Origin of the sequence: Jiella mangrovi (assembly GCF_017815135.1) — a bacterium.
GTDB classification, from domain to species: domain Bacteria; phylum Pseudomonadota; class Alphaproteobacteria; order Rhizobiales; family Rhizobiaceae; genus Jiella; species Jiella mangrovi.
Genome location: NZ_JAGJCF010000003.1, coordinates 268,665 through 294,766, shown reverse-complemented (window position 1 = coordinate 294,766; position 26,102 = coordinate 268,665). Strand labels below are relative to the sequence as shown.

Sequence of the window (26,102 nt, the reverse complement as noted above, 5' to 3'; positions counted from 1 at the left end):
TCAGTCTCCCCTCTGCGGCAGGTCGGCAAGGCTTGGCAGGCCGGCAAAATCGAGCGCACCTGCCGCCTCGCGGGACGCTGCATCGGTTCTGACGCCAAGCCTGAGCTTGGCCGAGCGGGCACGTGGATTTCGCTCCGCCTCCGCCTCCGTCGCCGCGACCGCCTTGTTGCTGGCCGTGAAGGTCAGCAGCCGGGTGGCGGCATCCGGCAGATGCCGCGAACCCGACGGCTGCGACGAGCGATCCTTCAGGAAGCGCTTGACGATCCGGTCTTCCAGCGAATGGAAGGTCACGACGACGAGCCGGCCGCCGGGCCTGAGGATCCGTTCTGCGGCCACGAGCGCGCGGGCCAGCTCGCCGAGCTCGTCATTGACGTAGATTCTCAGCGCCTGAAAACTGCGGGTGGCGGGATCGATCTTGTCCTTGGGCGAGCGCCCGACGACCCGACCGATCACCTCGGCGAGGTCGAGCGTGCGCTCGAACGGCCGCTCGGCGCGCCGCGCCTCGATCGCCCGGGCGATGCGACCGGCCTGGCGCTCTTCGCCGTAAAAGCCGAGAACCCGGGCGAGATCGCCGGGCTTCAGCATGTTGACGACATCGGCCGCCGTCGGCCCGTTGCCGCCCATGCGCATGTCGAGCGGCCCGTCCTTCTGGAAGGAAAAGCCGCGCTCGGCCTGATCGATCTGCATGGAGGAGACGCCGATATCGAGCACGACGCCGTCGATGCCATTCGGATGGCGTGCCTGCACGATCTCGCCGAGATCGGAAAACCGCCCTTCGACAAGGACGAGGCGGCCGCCAGCTGCGTCGACGATCGGCTTTCCGGCCGCGATTGCGGTCGGATCGCGATCGATCGCGATCACCTCGGCGCCGGCATCCAGAAGCGCGCGCGTGTAGCCGCCGGCACCGAAGGTGCCATCCAAGATGACCTGGCCAGTGGCCGGCGCGACCGCGCCGACCACTTCTGGCAGTAGCACCGGAACATGACGGACTGGTCCGCCAACGCAGGGATCCTCGGTCCCTTTGTCGCCCGCCATTATTCCGGTGTTTCGACGGGAGCCGCGGCCCCACGAAGACTTGGTAGGCGCTCCCTGAGCTTCTCCCGCAGCGCACCGCGGAAGGCCTCGAAGCGCTCGGGAGCCCAAAGCTGGAATGAATTCTTCACGCCGACGAAGGTGACGCGGTCCGTGATCCCAGTGTGGGACCGAATGAAATCGGTCATCAGGATACGCCCCTCCGAGTCGGTCTTGAGATAGGCGCCGTCGCCATAGGCGTAGATCGCCAGCTCCTGGTAGAGATCGCTGAACGGATCGACGGCCTCCATCCGCTTCTCGTAATGCTCCATCAATTCCGGTCCGCCAACGTCGATCGCCGGCTGCGACAATGAGCGCATTGCGAAGAGTTCGCGAATGCCGCGGTTGTGGATCACCTGACGGAACGAGGACGGAATCGAAACCCGGCCCTTGGCGTCGACATTGTGGACATAGCTCGAAAGAAACCGGTCCATCGACGCCTACTCGATCCGCTCTGCCACATATCGAAGCCTTCGCATCGATCATCCCGCCTCCCCCGACCCTCAGGTCGAAGCCACGCGAACAGACCCCGACCGTAGCTTGCGACGAAGCCAAGACCGCCTCTTCCGCCACCTGGAAGCACGCAATGCACTGTTTGATTTTGGGCCCGAACCGGCCCTCTCGATGATGCATTTGGGATAACATGGGCATCCATGGGCGTCAATGGGAACACGCCTGCGGCAAGGCTTCCGAGAGCTGGTTCACACCTTACAGCGACGCCGTTAACGGCTTACTAACGCTAATAAATTACCTGGAGGTGATGGAATGATCTTTTTTACTTATAGTAGCAAGTGCAAGGAAAATTGGCCGGCGAGCAGGCCTCAGGCAAGGTTCACAGTGCCAGCCCGACAGTGCCGCAAATTTTTGGCTTTGAAGTTGCGTTGCGGCTAACAAGTCTCGGCCGCTCAGGGAGTGCCGGGCGGCTTCGTTCTCGTCGCAGACGAAGGCAGGTCCGTCCGCCCCACGTGACGAAAGAGCCGACGCTCGGACTGTCTGCAAAGACAGAGCGTTTTCGCTTGGCGGCGCGATGCCACGGGGGCGCCTGCGCATGTCCTTTCCAAACGTGGTGAGCTCGGGCGAACGGGTCTTTTTGGAAAAGAGTGTCAGCCGGCCTGTAAGCCGGGTTCTGTAAGCGGCAGAGCCGCCTGGCGACCATTCCTCTGGGACGGCCCTTGCGGACCGCCTCTAGCAACCTACCCGGACGACTGACCCGGAGAGAGGCCGGCGGTGGGACGAAATCCCACGCCACGTCGTCCCTATTCGGTCTTGCTCCCGGTGGGGTTTACCTTGCCGGCCCTGTTGCCAGCACCGCGGTGGGCTCTTACCCCACCCTTTCACCCTTACCCCGCCGACGGCCCGGCTCTTTCTGTCGAGGCTCTAGCCCGGCAGAGCCGGACTGTAGGCGGGGCGGTTTGCTTTCTGTGGCACTTTCCCTGGGGTCGCCCCCGCCGGACGTTATCCGGCACCGTCTCTCCGTGGAGCCCGGACTTTCCTCCCCCGCCGTCTTTCGACACATGACGGGAGCGGCCGCCCGGCCGGCTGACGGCGCTTCACTCGGCCAACCAGCCCTCCGTGTCAATCATCACGAGGCGCCTCGAGGAGAGAAAGCGCCAAAATCAGGCGAGCAATACGTCATCGCGCGCGACGAGCGCGGCGCTGAGCGCCCTCAGCGTCTCGACCGTCGAGACGTCGGCGACGCCATCAACGCGCAAAGGACGAAAATGGCGCTGGAAGGCGATGGTCGCGCACCGCGTCGGCGGGTCGAACCGGCCCGTTGGCAGAACGTCGTAGCCATAGGCGGCGAGGCGCTTCTGCCAGGACAGAACCGCCGGGCCTTCGTCGTCCTGCGAAAGCGTCTCGCCGTCGCAGATCGCCGCCGGAGGGACGAAATGGCCGACCCCCTCGCGATGCAGCCGCGCCCAGGGAAACTTCTCTCCGGGGTCCTGCTTGCGCGCCGGCGCGACGTCGGAATGTCCGAGCACGCGCTCGGGCGGGATCGTGTGCCGGGCGAGAATGTCGGCCGACAGCCTGATCACCGCTTCGAGCTGCGTCTCGCAGAAATCCGGCAGGCCGCCAGCATGGCCGGGATTGACGATCTCGATGCCGATGGAAAGCGAGTTGATGTCGGAAACGCCCTGCCAGCTGCCCTGCCCCGCATGCCAGGCGCGGTGCGCCTCCCGCACCATCTGGACGACGCGGCCGTCCTCATGGACGACATAGTGGCAGGAAACCTCGCTTGCCGGATCGGCCAGCCAGCGCACGGCACCCTCGCCGCTGCCCATGCCGGTATAGTGCAGGATCAGCATGGTCGGCCCGCCGGCAAAGCGGCGCTCGTTGAAATTGCCGGAGGGCCGAAGCTCGCCGACGAGCGCGCTGTCAGGGCTCAAGCCGCGTGCCTCTTGGCGATCTTGGAATAGGCGTCGTTGATCGCCTTCATCCGCTCCGAGGCGATGAACATGAACTCGTCGGGAACGCCGCGCGACGCCAACCGGTCGGGGTGGTTTTCCTTGACCAGCGAGAGATACTGCGTGCGGGCCTCGGCCGGCGTTGCGTCGGCATCGAGACCCAGCACGGCGAAGGGATTGTCGGGACCGGCGATGTGGCGCTCGCGCAGCCGCGTGAAAGCTTCCTCGTCGAGCCCGAAGATCGTCGCGATCTCCTCGAGATAGGCGAGCTCGCGCTCATGCACGAGCCCGTCGGCCTTGGCGATGTGGAAAAGCGCGTCGAGGACGTCGCCGAGAAGCTGGCAGTTGCCGTTCTCGTCCTCGCAGAGCGCCCGCAGCCGCGCCGCATAGACCTCGAAGCCCGCCACGTCCTCCTTGGCGATGTCGTAGAGCCGGAAGACGTTCTTCATCTCGTCGGGCGGAATTTCGAGAATCTGACGAAAGGCAGAGATCTCGGCGGCCGAGACCACGCCGTCGGCCTTGGCCATCTTGGCCGAAAGCGCGATGATCGCGACGGAGAAGGCCACCTTGCGCCGCGTCTCGCGGTCACCGGCAAAAAGGGACCTGACGGCTTCCAGAATGGCGCCGAGCGTCGCCCGGCCGCTGGCGGGGACCTGCTGCAGGAGGGCACTCAAGCTCGAGAAGATCGCCATCGGTACGCACCGGTCCGCTTCGCGTCCTTCGCCCGATGTCCGCCGTGGGGGTCCTCTCCCGCTCACGCACCGCGCTCGAACGCCGACTTTGAGCCTTTCAGGCTTCCTCGAAGCGGTGAAAGGGCGCTGCGGCACTATCGACGATGGCGTGCCGCGACGCAAACGAGCTTTTGCTATCGCGCCTCCGCAAGGCCCGGTCAAGTTGCCCGTGTGAGGTTCCGCCGGGCCAGGCCATCCGTCGACTGCGCACGACTGCGCTGGATTCTCGCGGCTTTTTCCGCAATTGCGCCAAGCTTTTCGTCACACAAGAACCCGTGATGGGTCGGCAGATCGGGGAGGATCACCAGCGATGCATGGTCGAAATGTCCAGCGGACGGGGACGGTCGAGACACAAACCGCAAGGCGCGCATCGCGGCGCGCATTCCTCGCCGGACTTGCGGCGACGGCCACCCTCGCCGGCTGCCGCTCGACGGCGATCAGCGTCGAGGATCTCGGCCTCTCCGACTTCGCGGCAACGGCTGCGCATCAATATCCGATCCATGGCATCGACGTCGCCAAATATCAGGGTGACATCGACTGGGCGGCGGCACGCGACGGCGGGGTCGCCTTCGCCTGGCTGAAGGCGACCGAGGGCGGCGACCGCGTCGACGATCGTTTCGACGACAACTGGCGCGGCGCCGGGGCCGCCCGCATCCCGCGGGGCGGCTATCATTTCTGGTATCACTGCCGGCCCGGCCACGAGCAGGCCGAATGGTTCATTCGCAACGTCCCGAAAGAGCGGGGCGCGCTGCCGCCGGTGATCGACGTCGAGTGGACGCCGTTTTCGCCGACCTGCACGATTCGTCCGCCCCGCGACGAGATCATCCGCGAAGTCGGCGCGATGTCGAACATGCTCGAGCGCCATTATGGCCAGCGCCCAATCCTCTACATTCCGATCGACGTCCACCGTGAGCGCCTGGTCGGCGCCTTTCCCGATCACGAATTCTGGCTGCGCGCCGTCGCCGACCATCCCGACAATGTCTACGAGAACCGCAAGTTTCGCTTCTGGCAGTATACCGCCACAGGAAGGGTTCCGGGCGTCAAGGGCGACGTCGATCGCAATGCTTTCGCCGGCACGCGGGATGACTGGATCAAGTGGTTGAGAGCACATCTGGCGAAATAACTTCTTCAATCCGCCATCTAGACGCGGTATCGGCGCGACATGAAACCGTCTTGTGGCAATGTGCTGCCACCCATCCGAGCGTCCGGAGTGCCTGCCCGATGACAGTTCTGCCCCGCCTTGCCGCCACCCTCGCCCTTCTCGCCGCAGGGACCACCGGCGCGACCGCCCAGCAATGCGGCGGCGACTTTCAGAGCTTTCTGGAAGGTGTCCGGCAGCAGGCTCTCGCCGAGGGAATTTCCAAGACCGCGGTCGATGCGGCCGTGGCCGACATGCGGATCAACCCGAAGGTTCTCGCGGCCGACCGTGCCCAGGGCGTCTTCGCCCAGGACTGGCGGCAGTTCGCCACCCGCATGGTCAGCGGCTACCGGCTGAAATTCGGCCGGCAGAACATGCAGAAATATGCCGACGTCTTCCGCGACGTGGAAGCGAAGACCGGCGTCCCAGCCGCGGTGATCAGCAGCTTCTGGGGCCTCGAGACCGACTACGGCGCCGTGCTCGGCGACTTCGAGACGCTGCCTGCGCTGGCGACACTCGCCCATGACTGCCGGCGGCCGGAGCTCTTCCGCCCGCATCTGATGGCGGCGATCGAAATCGTCGACAAGGGCTATCTGACACCCGCCGAAATGCGCGGCGCCTGGGCCGGCGAGATCGGCCAGACCCAGCTTCTGCCGGAAGAATACGTCAAGTTCGGTACCGACGAAGACGGCAATGGCCGCGTCGATCTGCGCAAGGACGCGCCGGACGTCCTGATGACCACCGGCAAATACATCGCCTCGCTCGGCTGGCGGCGTGGCGAACCATGGCTCGAGGCCGTCAATGTCCCGGCCGATTTTCCCTGGGACCGCGCAGCGCTCGTCAACAAGGAGCCGCGGTCGAGCTTCGCGTCGCTCGGCGTCACCAAGGCGGACGGCTCGGCTCTGGAATCGGACGATCTGCCCGCCGCGCTGATCATGCCCATGGGCCGCAAGGGACCGGCATTTCTGACCTTTCCGAATTTCGACATCTATCTCGCCTGGAACAAGTCGCTCGTCTATTCGCTGACCGCCGCCTATTTCGCGACACGGCTCGACGGCGCCGAGCCGATCGACATGGGAAACCCCGAGCCCGGCCTTTCGGTGGATCAGACCAAGGCGCTTCAGCAAAGGCTGGTCGATCGAGGCTATGACGTCGGAGGTATCGACGGCATCATCGGCGAGAACACGCGTGCTGCCGTCCGCCAGGAACAGCTGCGGCTTGGCCTACCCGCCGATGGCTGGCCGACGGCGAACCTGCTCTCGGCGATGTAGCGTAGATCGCTTCCGACGCCTCCGGCGATCCGTCAAAGGCGCCCATGCCGCCCTTTGCCGGATCCAGCGACCGGTCCTGGCGAACAAGGCCTGCCTCGGTCCGCTCGGCGCTCTTCTCCGTGCGCCGTCTCTGCGAAACCGAAACGGAGCGTCCTGCCGGATCGTCTATCAGGGCGAAAGCAGCCCACTCGCCTGCCCAGACCAGAGCGGGGACCAGCCAGAAGCCGGCAGCAATCGCTCGGCCGGTTCATGCCCGGCATAGACCAGGCCATCTAAAGGGCCTTGCGTCCATCCGGACGACCAAGGAACGCTCCGCTCCATCCCTGAGAAGGAAGCATTCCTGCGCATCCGCGCCCACAGGCCCGTCACCGCGGCGAGATCCGCCTGCCCGCCCCGACGACTCCCGCTTTCGTGCCAGCGACGAAGACGGCTGACGCAATGATAAATCACAGCAACCCGCGCTTTGCGCATCGGGGACGGCCGCAGAGCACATGAAATGATTCCGCCTCTGCGCGTGCTCACTGCGCATTTTGCTATCTACTTAGGTAGCTGAATATATTATGCGACAACATTTTGGACCGTACGAACCGTAAGGGAATGAACACGTCAGCCCCAATGTCCGGGCCTTGAATGAAACGCAATACCATCCCTACCGCAATCGCAACACGCTGAAAAACCGCCATTAGCTTTATCGCAATGCGAAACGAAGTGGAGCAATACTTCTCCCGCCTGCGCTCATTTGCGGCGTAACAGCGCAAAGTGCCGTTGACGAAAGGCAAAATTCATAGTTGTCTTGCCCGGAAAAAATAGAGCACCGCAGGATGCTATGGGCCAATCCACCTCGGACGCTATGTTCAGGTTCATCGATTGCATACAACATCTGGAAGACCAACAGGCCATCGCGACTGAGTTGTTGCGAACCGCCGGGGCTTTCGGATTCACGGGCTTTGGCGTTTGCGGAATTCCGAAACCCGGAGAATCGATCGAGCCCTATCTGATCTTGCCGGGATGCGATCCCGAATGGCTCGCGCGCTATCTCGAGAAAGGCTACATCCATTGGGATCCGGTGATCGGCAACGTGCGCAGGACCGATACCCCATTCACCTGGGATGAAGCCTGTCGCGGCAAACTCGACCCGAATGCGCAACGCGTCATGGACGAGGCAAGCGAGTTTGGAATGCGCGACGGTCTGATGGTCCCGATTCACACGCTGGAGGGTCTGTCTGCTTTCGTGACCTTCACCGGCGAGCGCATCGAGCTGTCCGAACGCGATCGTGGCGCCCTGCACATGATCGCCATCTACGCCCATAGCAGGATCAAACAGCTCCTGGTCAATCACGCCGAGGACTTGGAGGCGAGCGTGCCGTTTTCCCTTCGTGAGCGCGAATGCGTGCTCTGGTGCGCCGCCGGCAAGACCAACTGGGAGATCGGTCGCATTACCGGGCTGGCGGAAAAGACCGTCGAAGCCTATCTGCGCAATGCCAGCTCCAAAGTCGGCGCGATCAACCGTGCGCAACTGGTCGCAGAAAGCCTGCGACAGAAACGGATTCACTGAGCCTGGTCACGCAATTGTGACAAGGCCTTCGACCAAGCAATCTCGACTTTCGCGGAGAGTGCGTGGCCAGCATCGGCCTCCGGGTCAAGATCGACACCATCGTGGGACCGGCGGCGAGCTCGCCGAGCAGATCGAAAACCAACACGGCAACTTGAAACTTTGCGATGCGCGACCGAAAGCGTTCGACCCGCTTCGGTTGCCGAAGTCGAAGTGGAGCGACCACCTCCAACCCGCTCGGTCGGATTTGTATAAAAGGCTTACAATAAAATAAACGGCGCTGTTACGGTGGGGTGCGGTCGGGATACGGCAATACTATCGGCCTATTTCCAACCGATGGCTTCGACATTAACGTTAGCCTGCCCACGATATTTAGACGCATTGACTCCGTTCAGATGATGGAGGTGGGCACCCGTCAATACCGGGAGATTCCCAGATAGGAATTCCGCGCCCCTCGCCGCAAAAACAGCGTGCAGGGGAAGGAGAACCGGCAATGATGACGATGATCACGGCCGCCAATATCGCCCGCCATGGACCAACCATGGAGGATGTCTGGTCATTTCGGCATCGTCAGTTCGTCGATCGGTTCCGATGGAACAACCTGCGCAAGTCCGACGGACGTGAGATCGACGAGTTCGATACAGAATGCGCGATCCATCTTCCACTGCTCCTGGGCGGCAGTGTCGTTGGCTATACGCGGTTCCTGCGGACGGACCGGCCGCATCTTCTTTCGGAAAACTATCCCGAACTGATGGGCGGCGCGCTGTGGCCGCGCGGCGACGACATCGTCGAGTGGACGCGTTGCGTCGCAGAGCCGGGGGCGGCGGACGCCGAGGGGATCAGCGCGATCAGCCTGGTCTATACCGGCGTTGCGGAAGCGTTCCTGGCGCTTGGGCTGCGTGGCGTGATCATGCGCACGCACCCCAAATTCGTCTCGCGCCTGATCGAGGCGGGCTGGAACGTGCGGCCGCTGAACGTCCCGTGCAGTCTGGAAGGCAAGCCGCTGGCGGTGATCTTCGCTGCAGCCACCGCCGAGACAGTGCGCATCAGCCAATCCATGTGCCGGCGGACGAAGCCGGTACTCGCCATCGAAACGGATATTCCTCACCCGACACAACCCGAGGCTTCAATCCGGATCGTTTCGCATGCGACATATGCGCGCATGTCCGGTCCGAAATTGCCGCCATGGCGAGCGTGAGTCGACACTGAAACTGGGAAGCGAATAGTGATGATATGCGAGAACAGCATGCGGTTGTCACCGGACCGAGAAGCCGCGCATTTTCTTATCTCAAGCCTGTCGGCAGTGCGCGGATTGTCCCCCGCGGCGGCCTGCGCGCTGGAGGCTGCAATCGTCGAGTGCGACAGCCGGCTGGTGATCCCGCAGCGTGCTCTGCCGGAGGACGCCATAAACCGAAATGCCGTCCTGCATACTTTGATTTACGCAATTCCTGAGTTAGAGCAGGACCGTCCAGAAGCTGCCGCTGCGGTGACTTTGGCTGTCACGATTCTGCTTCAGCAGCCGGAGCGGCAAAACCAGTAAGATAGTCGAACTATGCGTAATTCAAAAGCAGCATCCGATATAGACAGACAGATCGCCGCCCGCATCAGGCTCGCACGCCTCGAGACAGGCATGTCGCAAGAGAAACTGGCCGAAGCGCTGGGTATCACCTTCCAGCAGGTCCAGAAATACGAGAAGGGTCTGAACCGCATCTCCGCCGGCCGCTTGCGGGAAATTTCCGATACTTTGGGTCGCGAAGTAACCTGGTTCTTCGAGGAAATGCCGACATTCGAGGCGTACCCAACGCTTTCGAAAGCCGATCTTCGCATTCTGCGAAACCTCAAGGCGCTTTCTCCGGAAACTCGCCGTGCGCTCGACGCGCTTCTCGTTTCGCTGGCCCCGGCGGTCGAAACGGCTGAATGAGGCCAGATGCACGTTGTCATCGGGGCCTTCCCGTGAGGCGCCTCGGCATGAGCCGTGCAACACAGTGCAGTACGCGAAGTTGGACGGGCTTCGCCACTTTTCCTTCGAGGCTTCACGGCTTCGACAGATCACCCGAAGTTTGCGAGCGCAGCATCGTGAATTCGGAAGCTCACTTCCTGCTCGCCGCGAAAATGATCGGCGGAAGCACTCCCAGCGACATGCAGAGGCCTGCCTTGCCCGGCGTGGAGAAGGTCTCCCAGCTCGCTTCCTGCAGCCTTGAAGGCGATCGCGCGCATCTTGACGCCATCTTCGCCCATGAGCCGCACAGCAACATGCCCATTGCCGACGATACGAGCATCGACGATCCGGTGACGGGCCACTGCCAGAACCGGCGGTTCGTGTCCCGCCCCGAACGGCCCGGCCTTTTCGAGCATCTCGCACAATTGAACGCTGAGGCCCGCCGCGCTGATCGTCCCATCGATCTTCAACACATCCGAATTGCGCAGCTCCGCGACGTCCGTGCCGGCTGAGGCTTCCAGATGCGCCCGCAAATCGCCGAGCCGTTCCCGTCTGACGGTCAGCCCCGCGGCCATGGCGTGGCCACCGCCCTTCTCGACGATAGCCAGATCCACCGCCGCGCGCACGATGCGGCCGAGATCGACGCCGATCACGGACCGACCGGATCCCGCCCCCTTGCCTGATGCGTCGAAAGCGATGGCGAAAGCCGGCCGGCGATAGCGCTCCTTGAGGCGAGAAGCGATCAGACCGACGATGCCGGGATGCCAGTCCGCCGAAGCGGCGACGAGGACCGGCGGCCCCTCGCCGTTTCCGATCTCGGCCGCCATCTCGGCGTCCGCCTCGGCCAGCATCCGCGCCTCCATCGCCTGCCGCTCCTGATTGAGAGCGTCGAGCTGCGCGGCGATTGCGTCCGCCGCCGCAGCATCGTCGAGGCAGAGGAGCCGGCTGCCGAGGGCGGCATCACCGATCCGGCCGCCGGCATTGATCCTCGGGCCGAGCAGGAAACCCAGATGGCCGGAACGCACCGGCCCTGACAGGCGCGCGATGCGGCAAAGCGCCCGGATCCCCGGATTGTCCTGGCGCCGCATCACCGCGAGACCCTGCACGACAAGGGCGCGGTTGAGCCCCTTGAGCGGCACGACGTCGCAAACCGTCGCCAGGGCCACCAGATCCAGCATCCCCATCAGATCGAGGGGCCGGTCCGGCAAAAGAGCGCGCGCGCGCAGAACCCGCTGCGTCGCGACGAGCGCCATGAAGACGACGCCGGCTGCCGCCAGGTAGCCGAGCCCGGAGAGGTCGTCCTGGCGGTTCGGGTTGACCAGCGCCGTCACGCGCGGGATTTCGACGCCCGCCTGGTGATGGTCCAGCACGACGATGTCGAGGCCGAGTTTACAGGCATGATCGAAAGGATCGAAACTCGCGGTGCCGCAGTCCACCGTGACGAGCAGCGTCGCCCCGCCCGCGGCAAGGCTCTCGATGGCCTCTCGATTGGGGCCGTAGCCCTCCGTGATGCGATCGGGGATGTGGATGACAGGATCGAGGCCGCAACCAGCCAGGAAACGCCAAAGCAGCGCCGAGGAGGCTGCGCCATCGACGTCGTAATCCCCGAAGATCGCCACACGCTCGCGCCGCGCGACGGCATCGGCGAGCCGCGAGGCCGCGACATCCATGTCGGTCATCACCGAAGGATCGGGCATCTCGTTTCGCAGCTTCGGCTCGAGAAAGCGTGAGGCGTCATCCGCCTCGACCCCGCGGGCCGCAAGCACGCGGGCGACGATGTCCGGCAGGCCGAGCTTTTGCGCCATGGCGAGCGCCTGCGCCTCGCTGCGCGCGTCGAGAGCGGTGCCCCAGCGCCGCCCCGTCGCGGACTTCTCGACGCCCAGAAATGTCTTGCTCGAAGATGGTGGCATGTCGTCTCGTCAAGCTGGCGAAGGCGGCACGGTCCTTGCGCGGCTTTTGTGGCAATTTCCTCCAGCCTGCAGCGCGGACCGCAAACCGGCCGCGAGCTCAGCCGCCGTCCTGCGATGTGCCATCGGCGAGATCGCTCACATGGTGGTGGGCCCGCACCTCGCGGATGGTGCGTGAGAACGAGCGCATCAGGAGCGTGTGGGTGGTCACCCGGTCGCGATAGAAGCGCACGCCGTCGAGCAGGTTGCCGTCGGTGACGCCGGTGGCCGCGAAAATGACGTTGCCCGAGGCCATCTCCTCGGCGGTGTAGATCTTGTCCGGGTCGCCGACCCCCATGCGCTCGGCCCTGACGCGCTTGTCGATGGTGTTGAGCTGCAACCGGCCCTGCATCTGACCGCCCGTACAGCGCAGCGCTGCCGCCGCGAGGACGCCCTCGGGAGCGCCGCCGATGCCCATATAGATGTCGATACCGGTCTCTTCGGGATCGGTCGTGTGGATCACGCCCGCCACGTCGCCGTCGCCGATCAGCCGGATCGCAGCGCCGGCCTCGCGCACCGCTGCGATCAGCGCGGCATGACGGGGCCTGTCGAGAATGCAGGCGGTCAGATCGGCGACCTTCACGGATTTTGCGTCGGCGAGGGCCTGAAGATTTTCGCGGGGCGAACGCGACAGGTCGACGACGCCCTTCGGATAGCCGGGGCCGACCGCGATCTTTTCCATATAGACGTCGGGCGCATTGAGCAGGCTGCCGCGCTCGGCCATCGCGACGACCGCCAGCGAATTGGGAAGGTTCTTTGCACAGACCGTCGTGCCCTCGAGGGGATCGAGCGCGATGTCGACGGCAAGGCCGCCCTTACCGACCTTTTCGCCGATATAGAGCATCGGGGCCTCGTCGCGCTCGCCCTCACCGATGACGACCGTGCCCTCGACATCGATCTGGTTCAGCGCCTGTCGCATCGCATCGACCGCCGCCTGATCGGCCGCCTTCTCATCCCCCCGGCCGCGCAGGCGCGCAGCAGCGATCGCCGCCTGCTCCGTGACACGGGCTAGTTCGAGAGAGAGGACGCGGTTCAGATTGTCGCTGATGTCGGCCATGGTCCCGGTCACCGTGATTTGCTCTTTGTCTGGCCCAATTCGTCTGGCCCGGTCTCGGGCAGAGCGCTCCGTGCTGTAGCAGAGATCGCCGCCAATTGCCTTCGATCGTCCGTTGCCTGGCGAAATTTCGACGTTTCCATGCCAACGGGCGCGAGCCACCCATCAGACCATCATAGTCGAAACTTCGCCTAAAATCCTGATTTTGCGAGCGGATCGCGGATCTCGGCGCCGGCCTCGACGCAATCCCGATGACGGGCCGTTCTGCGACCATCGCCCCCGGGCCGTAACGCCAGGAACTTGCGAGCCTCCTGCCCCGCGGCGCCAGGATCGGCCGCCGATATGCGCCAATCGCATGTCACGCCGATGTCAGGACCGCCCGGTCCGATCGCTCCGCGATGCGACGGCTGCGACGCGCGAGGCGGCAAACGCGCGATAGGCGGAGCGGGGTCACAGTCGGCAGCCAGCGCCCGGCGGCAGCCGACAGCCGGTCACTCGAGATCTTCGATCCGAATCATCTGCGGCTCGCCGGACAGATACCCGTCGCGCGAAAGCGCTTCGAGGGCGCTTCTGATCGCCGCTTCGGTCGTCTCATGGGTGACCAGCACCACCGGTGCCGTCCCCTCGCCCTTGTGGTCCGCCTTGCGCTGGACGATGGATTCCAGCGAAATGCTGTTTTCGGCCATCCGGTTGGCGATCGAGGCGAATGCCCCGACGCGGTCGTAGACCGCCAGGCGAATGTAGTAGCCGCCCTCATGGGCGCGCATTCTCGCCCGCTGATAGGGCTGCAGCCGCGACGGCGGCAGACCGAGCGTCGGCGGCACGAAGCCGCCGGCAACGTCCATGACGTCCGACAGGACGGCAGACGCCGTCGCGGCCCCGCCGGCCCCGGGCCCCGCCAGCAGGATCGACCCGAGAAGATCGGAGTCGATTGCCACGGCATTGGTCACACCGTCGACCTGGGCGAGCGACGAGCGCGCCGGGATCATCGCCGGATGGACGCGCTGCTCGATGCCGCTGTCGGTGCGGACCGCAACGGCAAGCAGCTTGATCCGGTAGCCGAGTTCTTGGGCGGCCGTGATGTCGTCGATCGAGATCTTCGATATCCCTTCGATGAAGATGCTCTCGAGCGAGATCTCCGTTCCGAAGGCAAGCGAAGTGAGGATCGCCAGCTTGTGGGCGGCGTCGTAGCCGCCGATGTCGAAGGTCGGATCAGCTTCGGCATAGCCGAGGGCCTGAGCGTCGCGCAGACAGGCGTCGAAGCCGATTCCCTCTTTCTCCATACGTGTCAGTATGTAGTTGCACGTGCCATTGAGGATGCCGTAGACGCGGCTGACGTCGTTGCCCGAAAGCGCCTCCCGCATGGTCTTGATGACCGGGATGCCACCGGCGACGGCCGCCTCGAACAGCAGCTCGGTTCCGTTTTCGGTGGCAAGCTTTGCAAGTGCGACGCCATGATGGGCAAGCAGAGCCTTGTTGGCGGTGACGACCGGAATACCGCGCTTCAGGGCCGCCTCGACCGCTTGAAGAGGGATCCCCTCGGAGCCGCCGATCAGTTCGACGAAAGCGTCGATTTTAGCTTCCCGCGCCAGCGCCACCGGATCATCGAACCACTGCATGCCATGCGTGTCGAAGCCCCGGTTGCGGCTGCGGTCACGGGCGGAGATGGCGGTGATCCTGAGGTCGCGACCAACCCGCTCGGCCAGAACGTCGGCCTTGCGCTCGATCAGCTGCGCGACATTCGCGCCGACAGTGCCAAGCCCGGCAATGCCCAGCCGCAATTCGGTTTTCATGACATATCCGTCTCAAGGCATGGTGCGGGGACCGGACAAGGCCAGCCCGACGACATCATGCGGCAATAGCATTTTCAGTGGCCGGAAAGGTGGCCCAGCAGGACCGTTTCCGACCGACCCGTCGAGCCCTCGGCGCAGCGCTTCAGGACTGCGCCCGCAGGGAAACGACGTTCTGCCCCGCTTCGCCGCCGGACGCAAGGAAGCGGCGGATGTTGCGTGCGGCCTGACGGATCCGGTGCTCGTTTTCGACGAGGGCGATGCGCACATGATCGTCGCCATGCTCGCCAAAGCCGATCCCCGGCGCGACGGCGACCTGCGCCTCTTCGATGAGGAGCTTGGAGAATTCGAGCGAGCCGAGATGGCGATAGGCCGGCGGGATCGGCGCCCAAGCGAACATGGTCGAAGCCGGCGGCGGCACGTCCCAGCCGGCGCGGCCGAAGGAATCGACCAGAACGTCGCGGCGCTTGCGATAGATCGCCCGCACCTCGTCGATCGCCGCCTCGCCGCCGTTGAGGGCTGCCGTCGCCGCGACCTGAATCGGCGTGAAGGCGCCGTAGTCGAGATAGGACTTGACCCTGGCGAGCGCCGCGATCAGCCGCTCGTTGCCGACGGCAAAGCCGATGCGCCAGCCCGGCATGGAGAAGGTCTTCGACATGGAGGTGAACTCGACCGCGACGTCCATCGCCCCCTCGACCTCAAGGATCGAAGGCGGCGGCGCGTCGTCGAAATAGATCTCGGCATAGGCGAGATCGGACAGGACGACGATCTCGTTCTTGCGGGCGAAATCGACGATCTCGCGATAAAAATCGAGATCGGCGACATAGGCCGTCGGATTGGACGGATAGTTCAGGATGATCGCGATCGGCTTGGGGATCGAGTGGCGCACCGCACGGTCGATCGCGGCGAAGAAGTCGCGATCGGGCTTGGCGGGGATCGCGCGAATCGTGCCACCGGCCATCAGGAAGCCGAAGGCGTGGATCGGATAGGTCGGGTTGGGGCACAGCACCACGTCGCCCGGCGCGGTGATCGCCTGGGCCATGTTGGCGAAGCCCTCCTTCGAGCCGAGCGTCGCCACGATCTGCCTGGCCGGATCGAGCGTCACCCCGAATCGACGCTTGTAATAGGCCGCCTGGGCACGCCTCAGCCCGGCGATGCCCTTCGACGCCGAATAGCGGTGCGTGCGCTGGTCCTGGATGACCTCGCACATCTTGTCGACGACGAATTGCGGCGTCGGCAGATCGGGATTGCCCATGCCGAGATCGATGATGTCGGCACCGCCGGCCCGCGCGGCCGCCTTCAGGCGGTTGACTTCCTCGAAGACGTAAGGCGGCAGACGCCGGACTTTGTGAAATTCTTCCATCGTTTCTCGTCCTCCGGCGCCATGCCGGGAAATCATTCTTGTAACGACGCTCGAGCCCGCGAATTACTGGCTGGACTGGATCTCGCGCAGCACGTCGTCGGGCGATCGGCTCGGCTTGGCCTGGGTGCCGACGCGCACGGCGTTGCCGCTCGGTTTCTGCGCGAGCGCGGTATCGACCTCCTCGGCCTGCCGGCGCTTCACCCGCTGCATGCGGGCAATCTCGGCGTCGTAGCTGCGCGTCGACAGCGTGCCCTTGCGACGGCTGGCAATGGCCGCGGCGCGCCGCTCCTGTGCCGTGACCGTCGCGTCGTCGACTTGGCGCGCAGCGCTGTTGGGATAGGCGCCGAGCAGCGGATAGCCGTCCGGCCCCAGTCGCTGCCCGGAGCGACCGTCGGGCGCGACGCGCTGATAGGCGACGGCTTGCGGCGAAACCGCCTCGTCATAGGCCGACTGGCAGCCCGACACGAGGCCTGCCATCGCAACTGCCGCCATCACCCGAGGCGCGATCAAACCGATCATCCCGCTCTTGCCTTCCCAACGACCGGCCATCTGCGCTCCGGCCGCTTCAATTCCGCGATCGCTGTGTCATATCCCACAGATAGTGCAATTACAAAGAAGACAGCGTTCGTTTCATGTCGCCGTTGCAATAAAAGCGCTTGGAACCGAACCTGCACTCGTTCAGCAACGAGCCGCGCCGCAGAACGTGGCCGAGACAGCCGGAAATCCAGGGAGGACGAACGACCATGGCCACCAAAGCGAAAAAGCCGGAAAACTGCGCGAACGAGGCAGGCGCGGAGGACTTCGTGGTCAAGGATCCGGAGGCTTTCGGCCTCAACATGGCGCGCATGCTGGAGCAGATCGGCAAGGCCGCAGCCGCCTGGGTCGGCCCGCGAGAGAAGGGTGAGGTCGTCGAAAGCAGTCCGATGCAGATGTCGGAGGTCATCCAGACTCTGTCCAAGGTCTCCGAATACTGGATGACAGACCCGGCGCGGGCGATGGAGGCGCAGACCAACCTCTTCGCCAGCTATATGACCGTCTGGAACAACTCGATCCGCAAGCTTGCGGGCGACGTGCCGGAAACGCCGATCAACGCTCCGAATGGCGACAAACGCTTTGCCGGCGACGGCTGGAACCAGCACCTGTTCTTCGACTTCATCAAGGAGACCTATCTCCTCACCACCCGCTGGGCCGACGATCTCGTGGAGCGCGCCGACGGGCTCGATCCGCACACACGCCAGAAGGCCGCCTTTTACGTCCGCCAGATCTCCAACGCTCTGGCGCCCTCCAACTTCGTCATGACCAATCCGGAGCTGTACCGCGAGACGGTCGCCTCCAACGGCGCCAATCTCGTCAAGGGCATGAAGATGTTCGCCGAGGACATGTCGGCCGGCAACGGCAATCTGAAGCTGCGCCAGTCGGACTATTCGAAATACGAGGTCGGCCGCGACATGGCGGTGTCGCCCGGCAAGGTCGTCGCCGAAAACGAGCTGTGCCAGATCATCCAGTACGCACCGACGACCGAGACGGTGTTCAAGCGCCCGCTGATGATCGTGCCGCCCTGGATCAACAAGTTCTACATTCTCGACCTCAACCCGGAAAAATCCTTCATCGGCTGGGCGGTGGAACAGGGGCTGACGGTCTTCGTCGTGTCCTGGGTCAACCCCGACGAGCGCCATGCCGACAAGGACTGGCACGCCTATATCGAGGAGGGCATCCGCTTCGGCCTCGACACGGTCGAACAGGCGACGGGCGAGAAGGAAGTGAACGCCGTCGGCTACTGCGTCGGCGGCACGCTGCTCGGCGCCTCGCTGGCCTATTTCAAGGCCGGCGGCGACGAGCGCATCACCTCCACCACCTTCCTCACCACCCAGATCGATTTCACCCATGCCGGCGATTTGAAGGTCTTCGTCGACGAGACCCAGCTGAAGACGCTGGAGAAATCGATGGAGCAGAAGGGCTATCTGGAGGGTTCGCAGATGGCGACGGCCTTCAACCTGCTACGCTCCGGCGATCTCATCTGGCCCTATTTCGTCAACAACTATCTGCGCGGCAAGGAACCCCTGCCCTTTGACCTTCTCTACTGGAACGCCGATTCGACGCGGATGCCGAAGGCCAACCACCTGTTCTATCTGCGGAACTGCTACCATGAGAACCGGCTGTCGCGCGGCAAGATGGAGATCGGCGGCGTCCGGCTCGACCTCTCCAGGGTCACCATGCCGATCTACAATCTCGCCACCAAGGACGACCACATCGCCCCGGCCCGCTCGGTCTACCGGGGTTGCGGCGCCTTCGGCTCGAAGGTCGACTTCGTCTTGACCGGCTCCGGACACATCGCCGGCGTCGTCAACCCGCCGGCCAAGAACAAGTACCAGTTCTGGACCGGGCCAGCGCCGAAGGATACCGGCTCGTATGAAGACTGGCTGCTGGCAGCGAAGGAAACGCCCGGTTCGTGGTGGGGCCACTGGCTGGAATGGCTGACGCCGCTGTCGGGCGACCAGGTCAAGGCGAGAAAGCCCGGCGGCCGCAAGCTGAAGCCCATCGAGGACGCGCCGGGGCGCTACGTGAAGATCAAGGCGTAAGCGCCGGACTGCCCGGAAACGACAGGATCATGCCGCCTGCGATTGCCCGGCGGCGGCGTCCGCTCGCGCGCTGAACCAGCCCGCTGTCATTCCCACACCACCGACATTCGCGGTGATCGAGATCACTGCACGACGACCCCGAACTGCCGCAAGCGATAGGCCATCGCAACCATCCGTTACAGGATCAGACTCATGGCCACGCAACTCGACCCCGCCCGCAATGCCCCGTTGCGGGTAAACCCTATCGCCCTGATGAGGGAGCCACACTCGTATCTGGCGCATCTTCGCGCCGATCATGCGATCGTCGAGCTCGGCGACAGCTACGTCCTGGCGCTGCGGGCGCAAGACGTGCTCGCCCTGCTCGCCGATCCGCGCACCGAGCAGATCGATGGCCCGGCCTATGCGCAGCTCCACAAGGTTCCGGCCGGGGCCGTGTCGCGCTTCCTCACGGAGATCTTCGTCTTCGGCAACGGCGCGTCGCACAGGGCCAAACGCAGCCTCTTCGCCCGAGCCTTCTCGTCCAAGACCATGCGGGACAAGACGGACGACATCCGCGCCGTGGCCGACAGGATCGTCGCGGAGTTGCCGCGGGGCGAGACCTTCGACTTCGTCGAGGCGATGGCGGCGCGCCTGCCGTCCGAGATGATCGCAAGCATTCTCGGGCTGCCACTGAGCGACGCGACCTATTTCGCCAAGCTGGTCGCAGACCTCGCCCTGGCGATCTCCCCGGTCTACCCCCACGCCGCTCACCCGGTGATCGAAGCGGCGGCATCGGAGCTTTCCGCCTATGTCAGCGACGAACTGCGCAATCGATTGCACTCTCCGGCAGGAGATCTGCTGTCGACGGTTGTCAAGGATTGGGCGGCAAATCCGCTGATCACCTTCGACAGCCTCGTCCAGCAGGTCATCGCCCTGGTGATCGGCGGCACGGATACGACGCGGGCAGGCTTTGCCATGCTGGTGTCCCTGCTTCTGCAGCATCCCCGGCAGTGGCGGGCGGTAGGGGAAGACGCCTCGCTCATTCCAGGCGCGGTGAACGAGGCGTTGCGCTACGAACCCCCGGTCGGCACGATCACGCGCCTGACCGTCGCTCCGCTCGAAATCGACGGCGTCTTGCTGCCGTCCGGCACCGTCATCAAGCTGAGCACACTGTCGGCCCTTCGCGATCCGATGCTCTACGCCGAGCCCGACAGGTTCGACATCCACCGCACGGACCATCCACGCATCCATCCGGTCTTCGGCAGCGGGCCCCATCGATGCATCGGCGAGATGCTGGCAAGGCTGGAAATCCGGGAGGGTCTTGCAGCGCTCGCCGAAAACGCGCCGCAGATCGCTCTGGTGGAAGCAGCGACGATGTCTGGCTTCGGCGGCATCAGGCAAATCTCGCCGATGAAGGTTCGGATCGACTGAGGCCGTCTGATGCCCGCACTGGCCTTCCTGTTCGCGGGCCGCTCCTCGGAATTGACCGGCGGGGGCCGAGAGGCTACCCGCCGGCCATGCTGTTTCCCTCCCCGCTGATCCCCGGCCGCCTGATCCAGCGCTACAAGCGCTTCCTCGCCGACGTCGTCATCGACGGCGAGGACGAGCCGGTTACCGTCCATTGCCCCGATCCTGGGGCGATGATCGGGCTGAAGGCGCCGGGCTCGCGCGTCTGGCTGTCGCGCTCGGCCAATCTGAAACGCAAGCTTCCGCTGACGCTGGAGATCGTCGAGGCGGACGGCACGCTCGTCGGCATCAACACCTCGCTTCCCAACCGCATTGCCGAGGAGGCGATCGCCGCCGGGCTCGTGCCTGCCTTGGCGGACCTCGGACCGGCCCGCCGCGAAGTGCGCTATCAGGCGAATTCGCGCGTCGATCTTCTTTATCAGGAGGCAGCCGGCAGGCCGGTCTATGTCGAGGTGAAGAACGTCCACCTCATGCGCACTCCCGGCCTTGCCGAATTCCCCGATTGCGTGACGACCAGAGGCGCCAGGCACCTCCTCGATCTCGCCGCCGAAACCCGGGCCGGCAACCGGGCCGTGATGCTCTATGTCGTCCAGCGATCCGACTGCGACCGGCTGGCCTTTGCCGCCGATCTCGATCCCGCCTATGCGGCCGGCTTTGCCGAGGCGCGGCGACGAGGGGTTGAAGCCTACGCCGTTCGGTGCGACATCAGCCTGAACGGGATCACTCCTGTGACACCCCTTCCGATCGTCGAAACGAAGCTGCCATGACAACCTATCTCGAGGCCGAGGCGAACCCGATCCGCAACACCGGCGCCATCAGGATCTATGGTCCCGACGCGTTCGAGGGCATGCGCCGGGCCTGCCAGCTCACGGCCCGCTGCCTCGACGGTCTGGCCGAACTCGTCTTTCCCGGCGCCCTCACCCAGACGCTGGACGATTTCGTCTATGATTTCGCCATGGCGAACGGCGCCGTTCCGGCGACGCTGAACTATCGCGGCTATACGAAAAGCGTTTGCACCTCGATCAATCACGTCGTCTGCCACGGCGTGCCGAACGACAAGCCGCTGAAGGAAGGCGACATCGTCAATATCGACGTCACCCTGATCGTCGACGGCTGGCACGGCGATTCCTCGCGCATGTATCCGGTCGGCAAGCTGAAGCGCGCCGCCGAGCGGCTTTGCGAGGTGACCTACCGCTCGCTTCTCCTCGGCATCGACGCCGTGAAGCCCGGCGGCCATATCGGCGATATCGGCCATGCGATCCAGACCTATGCCGAGGGTGAACGCTGCTCGGTGGTTCGCGACTTCTGCGGCCACGGCGTCGGCAAGCTCTTCCATGACGCGCCGAACATCCTGCATTACGGCCGCCGCGGCGAAGGCCCGGAGATGAAACCCGGCATGATCTTCACCATCGAGCCGATGATCAATCTCGGCCGCCCGCATGTGAAGATCCTCAATGACGGCTGGACCGCCGTGACGCGGGACCGCACGCTCTCGGCCCAATACGAGCACACGCTGGGCGTGACCGAGGACGGCTGCGAGGTCTTCACCTATTCGCCCGGCGGGCTCGACACGCCCGGCATCGATTTCAAGCGCGATCCGGCGACGGCCGAATAGGCAGGGGCGATGGCGTCTTCCGGCGGAAACGACGACGACGCAGCGCCCGAGGCACGACGCAGCGGCCTGTTCGGGCTCGAAGAGCGGCCGGAGCGCGTGCCCCGCAAGGCCGACACCAAACCCGGCGAGGCAAGCGCCCCGCGTCATCACGACGGCCACCGCGACCGGCTGCGCGAGCGCTTCGCCAATGCCGGCGCCGACGCCCTCGCCGATTACGAACTGCTCGAACTCATCCTATTCCGCACCATCCCGCGCCGGGACGTCAAACCGATCGCCAAGGCGCTGATTGCCCGCTTCGGCTCGCTTTCCGAGGTGCTCGGCGCGCCGCATCGGCGGCTGACGGAAGTGCCCGGCGTCAAGCATGCCGTCGCGCTCGACATCGCCATCGTCGCGGCGATCAACCGGCGGGCGATGCGCTCGGCCGTGAGGCAACGCGAAGTGCTGTCATCCTGGGCGGCGGTGATCGACTACTGCACGGCGCAGATGGCCCACGAGGCCCGCGAGCAGTTCCGCATCCTCTTCCTCGACAAGAAGAACGCCCTCATCGCCGACGAGGTGCAGGGAACCGGCACCGTCGACCACACGCCGGTCTATCCGCGCGAGGTGGTGCGCCGGGCGCTGGAGCTGAACGCGACCGCGATCATCCTCGTCCATAATCACCCCTCCGGCGACCCGACGCCGTCACGCGCCGACATCGAGATGACCAAGACGATCATCGAGACGGCGAAGTCCCTGGGGATCTCGGTTCACGATCACATCATCATCGGCAAGAACGGCCATGCCAGCCTGAAGGGGCTACGGCTGATCTGACTTTCGGGGGTTCCAATCCGGTCCGTCGCGCATCGTTCCCGTAGCCGGCGAGGCTGTCGCGCGGCATCCGCGATAGTTGAAGACCTGCGAAAAGCTGCCCTCCCCAGCGTGCAACCGCCAAAAAGCATCACCTGAAATTGTATTAAACTCGTCATGCTTGAGTGCGACGCTGCTGCGGTGAGCACGGGTTTGCAGAGGCGAGATCGCAATGGCCAAGACCTTCAGCATCGCCACCTTCAATCTGCGAAATCTCAACGAGCCCGGTCTCGAAATGTATGGCCGCGCTGGTTGGAGCCAGGACGAATACGATCGCAAAATCGTGTTCACTGCCCGGATGCTGCAGACACTTCCCGCCGATGTCTGGGGTTTTCAGGAGCTTTGGCATGCCGAGACGCTATCGAAGGTCCTCGAAGGTGCCGGACTCCACACGGAGTATGTTGCCGTGGCGCCGGAGGGCCACGACGGCGGCATGATCATGTGCGCAGCGGCGCTTCGCCGCTCAATGCTCGTCGGCGAGCCGGAATGGATCAGGGATTTTCCGGACGAAATGATTCTGAAGAGCGGCGGCGACGATCCGCAGACCGAAAGCATCGCAGTTTCGCTCCGGTCCTATTCGCGCCCGGTGCTTCGTTTCCGCTTTCAGCCGGACGAGCGGGCCGACCCGATCCATGTCTTCGTCTGTCATTTCAAGTCCAAGGGACCAACCTGGATCTCGCGCGAGGAATGGTATGATCGCCAGCTGCACAAGCCTCATCAGGAAGCGATCGGCGCTGCGATATCCACAATACGGCGTACCGCCGAGTCGGCAGCACTGCGGGTTCACCTGACCAAGCTGATGAAAGACACGGACGAACCGGTGATCGTCATCGGCGACATCAACGACGGAACGCTTTCCAACACCATGAACATTCTGACCGGCCAGCCCAACTATCTGATGGGCGAGAGCACGGGCGGCAGCGACGTCGATCTCTATACCGGCCAGACACTGCAGGACTACCGCTCGACCCGCGACGTCTACTACACCCATATCCACCAGAACAATTTCGAGTCCCTCGACCAGATCCTCGTCAGCCAGGAGCTCTACGACAACAGTCGCAAGCGGGTCTGGGCCTTCAAGAAGCTCGACATTGCCAACGATCATCTTCACTACGATCCCGACCATGAGGCGGGAACCAGCGATCACGGCATCGTCCGCGCGACGTTCAAACTCGATCCAGCCTGAGGCTCTACGCTGCCGGGAACGACATCCAGTTGTTCAGTGCAGCTCACCGCCATCCCTCACGAGCCGAATCTCCTTGGGCGCGATCAGGCCCCGATGCATGACCCGGACGGAGTGGATCATCGCCTCGATCTCCCGTTCCCAATGGTCGAGGAAGCGCTTCAGCCGCGGATAGTCCGGCGCCATATCTTCGAACTGCCAGAAGAACGTCTGCAGCAATGTCGGGTGATCGGGCATCCGGTAAAGAACTTCCGCCGACGTGAGGCTATGCCCCTCAAGCATCCGGAGGAACGAAGCGTCGACAGGTCTTGCAGTCATCGGCACACCTCTTCGTCGAGCGGCGGCCGGCAAAGGACCGACGCTTGGAATGTGTCGATCCTACTGGTCCCATAAGACATGGGGCAAGTGGATCGACATCATCGATGCTGCGCCTCGTCGGTTAACGGAACCTTAACCGGCAGTCGCGCAACAAGGCCGGTTTGCCGAGTTAAGGCGCTTTGCATGGGGGCTGGCAAGCGACCAATCGCCGCATTTGAAGGCAGACGCAGCTTTCGCACAACAAAAGTGCATGTCGGCTGACAATCAGTAATCCCCGCTCGCCACCAGCCCGTCGAGAAATTCGGCCGCCTCCTTGCGGATCGTCTCGACCTTGCCGGCGTCCATGCGCTCGAGCGTCGCATAGGTGCGGTTCATCCGAGGATTGCCCTTCAGCCGATCCTCGTTGCGGGCGACGAAGTCCCAATAGAGGAGGTTGAACGGACAGGCGCCCTCGCCGGTCTTCACCTTCGGCGAATAGCGGCAATTGCCGCAATAGTCGGACATCTTGTCGATGTAGTTCGCCGAGGCCGCATAGGGCTTTGAGGCGAAGAGACCGCCGTCGGCATAAAGGATCATGCCGACGACATTCGGCATTTCCACCCATTCATAGGCGTCGTGATAGACGGTCAGATACCATTCCTGCACCTCGCGCGGGTCGAAGCCGCAGAGAAGGCAGAAGTTGCCAAGCACCATCAGCCGCTGGATGTGATGGTTGTAGGCGCTCGCCTCGACCTCGCGGATGCATTGATGAAGACAGTTCAGCTCGGTCTCGCCGGTCCAGAAGAAGTCCGGAAGCTTGCGCTGGGCGAGAAGCTTGTTCGAGCGCTCATAACCCGGCATCTCCCGCCAGTAGACGCCGCGCACAAATTCCCGCCAGCCGATGATCTGGCGGATGAAGCCCTCCACCGCATTGATCGGCGCGTCGCCCGCGCGCCAGGCCGCCTCGGCGCGATCGCACGCTTCGCGCGGATCGATCAGCCCGCAATTGATCAGGCCGGAGAGATGGGAGTGGAAAAGGAGCGGCGCGCCCTCACGCATCGCGTCCTGATAGGTGCCGAATTTCGGCAGCGCCTCGTCGACGAACCAGTTGAGGTAATGCAGCGCCTGGCGACGCGAGACCGGATAGTCGAAGTCGTCGAGCTTGCCGAAGTGATTGCCAAACCGTCCGGCGACGAGATCGAGCACCTCCTGCGTGATCTCGTCGACGGAATAGGTCGGCCGTTCCGGCGGCGTGATCCCCTGTTTCAGCGGCTCGCGATTGGAATGGTCGAAATTCCACTTGCCTTCGACCGGCCCGTCTCCCTCCATGAGATAGCCCGTCTCCTTGCGCATCTCGCGATAGAAGAACTCCATGCGCAGTTCCTTCAGCCCCTCGGCCCATGCCTCGAAGCGCTCATGGCTGCAGACGAAGCGATCGTCGGGCCGGATCTCGACGGGCACGTCCAGCTCCTCGCGCCAGTCTTCCATCATCTGCAGGACCCGCCACTCGCCGGGCTCGGTGACGACGACAGCGTCCGGCGAGTGGCGCGCCACCGCCCGTTTCAGCTCGCCTGAAAACGAACCGGTGTTGTCACCATCGTCGAGCGTGACATAATCGACTGTCACGCCGCGATCGCGCAGATCTTCCGCGAAATGGCGCATCGCGGCGAACAGAAAGGCGATCTTGCGCTTGTGATGGCGCACATAACGGGTCTCGTCGGCGACCTCGCACATCAGGACGACGTCGCCCTCTTCGAGGTCCTTCAGCGAGGAAAGCTCCCGGCTGAGCTGATCGCCAAGCACGAACCGAAGTGTCGCCATCCGATCAGACTGGCGTGGAGCGGGTCTTCCAGACCCGAAGGGTGCTGAAGGCAAC

The 26,102-nt window shown here is 64.1% G+C and carries 23 protein-coding genes and 1 other RNA gene; 12 read left to right on the top strand and 12 right to left on the bottom strand.

Annotated features, from left to right (window positions below; genetic code table 11):
* From rsmH to J6595_RS06600, 5 genes are all read right to left on the bottom strand, one after another.
* Positions 1–1,035 (bottom strand): 16S rRNA (cytosine(1402)-N(4))-methyltransferase RsmH, encoded by a 1,035-nt coding sequence (gene rsmH, locus J6595_RS06620; protein WP_209593657.1) that lies wholly within the window; start codon positions 1,033–1,035, stop codon positions 1–3.
* Entirely contained in the window at positions 1,035–1,505 is a 471-nt protein-coding gene (mraZ, locus tag J6595_RS06615; protein ID WP_209593656.1) for a division/cell wall cluster transcriptional repressor MraZ, read from the bottom strand. Before mraZ ends, rsmH begins: the two co-directional genes overlap by 1 nt.
* Before the next feature lie 665 nt (positions 1,506–2,170).
* Positions 2,171–2,614, bottom strand: an RNA gene (gene rnpB / locus J6595_RS06610) — RNase P RNA component class A.
* Between the two features lie 73 nt (positions 2,615–2,687).
* On the bottom strand, positions 2,688–3,458 hold the full coding sequence (locus J6595_RS06605) for a peptidoglycan recognition protein family protein (protein ID WP_245197661.1): 771 nt from the start codon (positions 3,456–3,458) through the stop codon (positions 2,688–2,690).
* Positions 3,455–4,168, bottom strand: a complete 714-nt coding sequence (locus J6595_RS06600; RefSeq protein WP_209593655.1) for a J domain-containing protein — start codon at positions 4,166–4,168, stop codon at positions 3,455–3,457. Before J6595_RS06600 ends, J6595_RS06605 begins: the two co-directional genes overlap by 4 nt.
* Positions 4,169–4,517: 349 nt before the next feature.
* Here J6595_RS06600 and J6595_RS06595 point away from each other — a divergent pair, with 349 nt between their 5' ends.
* From J6595_RS06595 to J6595_RS06570, 6 genes are all read left to right on the top strand, one after another.
* Positions 4,518–5,330, top strand: a complete 813-nt coding sequence (locus tag J6595_RS06595) for a glycoside hydrolase family 25 protein (protein WP_209593654.1) — start codon at positions 4,518–4,520, stop codon at positions 5,328–5,330.
* 98 nt (positions 5,331–5,428) lie between these two features.
* Positions 5,429–6,616, top strand: coding sequence for a lytic murein transglycosylase (locus tag J6595_RS06590; RefSeq protein WP_209593653.1), 1,188 nt, complete (start codon positions 5,429–5,431; stop codon positions 6,614–6,616).
* Positions 6,617–7,442: 826 nt separating this feature from the next.
* Positions 7,443–8,171, top strand: a complete 729-nt coding sequence (locus J6595_RS06585; protein ID WP_209593652.1) for a helix-turn-helix transcriptional regulator — start codon at positions 7,443–7,445, stop codon at positions 8,169–8,171.
* Positions 8,172–8,661: 490 nt separating this feature from the next.
* Positions 8,662–9,366: an acyl-homoserine-lactone synthase gene (locus tag J6595_RS06580; RefSeq protein WP_209593651.1), complete on the top strand. Its 705-nt coding sequence runs from the start codon at positions 8,662–8,664 to the stop codon at positions 9,364–9,366.
* Between the two features lie 48 nt (positions 9,367–9,414).
* The gene (locus tag J6595_RS06575) at positions 9,415–9,708 is read left to right on the top strand and encodes a hypothetical protein (protein WP_209593650.1); all 294 of its coding nucleotides are present in this window, start codon (positions 9,415–9,417) and stop codon (positions 9,706–9,708) included.
* A 90-nt stretch (positions 9,709–9,798) separates the two neighbouring features.
* Positions 9,799–10,089, top strand: a complete 291-nt coding sequence (locus J6595_RS06570) for a helix-turn-helix domain-containing protein (protein ID WP_245197660.1) — start codon at positions 9,799–9,801, stop codon at positions 10,087–10,089.
* A gap of 128 nt (positions 10,090–10,217) precedes the next feature.
* On the opposite strand, the gene recJ is transcribed toward J6595_RS06570, so the two are convergent.
* The 5 genes from recJ to J6595_RS06545 all read right to left on the bottom strand — a co-directional run bounded on the left by recJ (position 10,218) and on the right by J6595_RS06545 (position 16,779).
* Positions 10,218–12,017 carry a single-stranded-DNA-specific exonuclease RecJ gene (recJ, locus tag J6595_RS06565; RefSeq protein WP_209593648.1) on the bottom strand — a complete coding sequence of 600 codons (1,800 nt, stop codon included), beginning with the start codon at positions 12,015–12,017 and terminating at the stop codon, positions 10,218–10,220.
* 97 nt (positions 12,018–12,114) lie between these two features.
* On the bottom strand, positions 12,115–13,110 hold the full coding sequence (gene glpX / locus J6595_RS06560; protein ID WP_209593834.1) for a class II fructose-bisphosphatase: 996 nt from the start codon (positions 13,108–13,110) through the stop codon (positions 12,115–12,117).
* A 488-nt stretch (positions 13,111–13,598) separates the two neighbouring features.
* Positions 13,599–14,900: a homoserine dehydrogenase gene (locus J6595_RS06555; RefSeq protein ID WP_209593647.1), complete on the bottom strand. Its 1,302-nt coding sequence runs from the start codon at positions 14,898–14,900 to the stop codon at positions 13,599–13,601.
* 142 nt (positions 14,901–15,042) lie between these two features.
* Complete coding sequence (locus J6595_RS06550; RefSeq protein ID WP_209593646.1) at positions 15,043–16,260, bottom strand: LL-diaminopimelate aminotransferase; 1,218 nt, start codon at positions 16,258–16,260, stop codon at positions 15,043–15,045.
* A gap of 63 nt (positions 16,261–16,323) precedes the next feature.
* Positions 16,324–16,779, bottom strand: coding sequence for a hypothetical protein (locus tag J6595_RS06545; protein WP_209593645.1), 456 nt, complete (start codon positions 16,777–16,779; stop codon positions 16,324–16,326).
* Positions 16,780–17,003: 224 nt separating this feature from the next.
* On the opposite strand from J6595_RS06545, the gene phaC reads away from it, so the two are divergent.
* The 6 genes from phaC to J6595_RS06515 all read left to right on the top strand — a co-directional run bounded on the left by phaC (position 17,004) and on the right by J6595_RS06515 (position 23,932).
* Positions 17,004–18,839 carry a class I poly(R)-hydroxyalkanoic acid synthase gene (gene phaC / locus J6595_RS06540; RefSeq protein ID WP_209593644.1) on the top strand — a complete coding sequence of 612 codons (1,836 nt, stop codon included), beginning with the start codon at positions 17,004–17,006 and terminating at the stop codon, positions 18,837–18,839.
* Positions 18,840–19,031: 192 nt separating this feature from the next.
* Positions 19,032–20,249, top strand: a complete 1,218-nt coding sequence (locus J6595_RS06535; protein WP_209593643.1) for a cytochrome P450 — start codon at positions 19,032–19,034, stop codon at positions 20,247–20,249.
* Positions 20,250–20,335: 86 nt separating this feature from the next.
* The gene (gene sfsA / locus J6595_RS06530) at positions 20,336–21,052 is read left to right on the top strand and encodes a DNA/RNA nuclease SfsA (RefSeq protein ID WP_209593642.1); all 717 of its coding nucleotides are present in this window, start codon (positions 20,336–20,338) and stop codon (positions 21,050–21,052) included.
* Positions 21,049–21,900, top strand: a complete 852-nt coding sequence (gene map, locus J6595_RS06525; RefSeq protein ID WP_209593641.1) for a type I methionyl aminopeptidase — start codon at positions 21,049–21,051, stop codon at positions 21,898–21,900. Before sfsA ends, map begins: the two co-directional genes overlap by 4 nt.
* Before the next feature lie 9 nt (positions 21,901–21,909).
* A complete protein-coding gene (radC, locus tag J6595_RS06520; RefSeq protein ID WP_209593640.1) occupies positions 21,910–22,710 on the top strand; it encodes a RadC family protein in 801 nt (266 codons plus the stop codon).
* Positions 22,711–22,918: 208 nt separating this feature from the next.
* The gene (locus J6595_RS06515) at positions 22,919–23,932 is read left to right on the top strand and encodes an endonuclease/exonuclease/phosphatase family protein (RefSeq protein ID WP_209593639.1); all 1,014 of its coding nucleotides are present in this window, start codon (positions 22,919–22,921) and stop codon (positions 23,930–23,932) included.
* 33 nt (positions 23,933–23,965) lie between these two features.
* On the opposite strand, the gene J6595_RS06510 is transcribed toward J6595_RS06515, so the two are convergent.
* Complete coding sequence (locus tag J6595_RS06510; protein ID WP_209593638.1) at positions 23,966–24,247, bottom strand: usg protein; 282 nt, start codon at positions 24,245–24,247, stop codon at positions 23,966–23,968.
* Positions 24,248–24,511: 264 nt separating this feature from the next.
* Entirely contained in the window at positions 24,512–26,047 is a 1,536-nt protein-coding gene (locus tag J6595_RS06505) for a cryptochrome/photolyase family protein (RefSeq protein WP_209593637.1), read from the bottom strand.
* Positions 26,048–26,102: the final 55 nt, after the last annotated feature.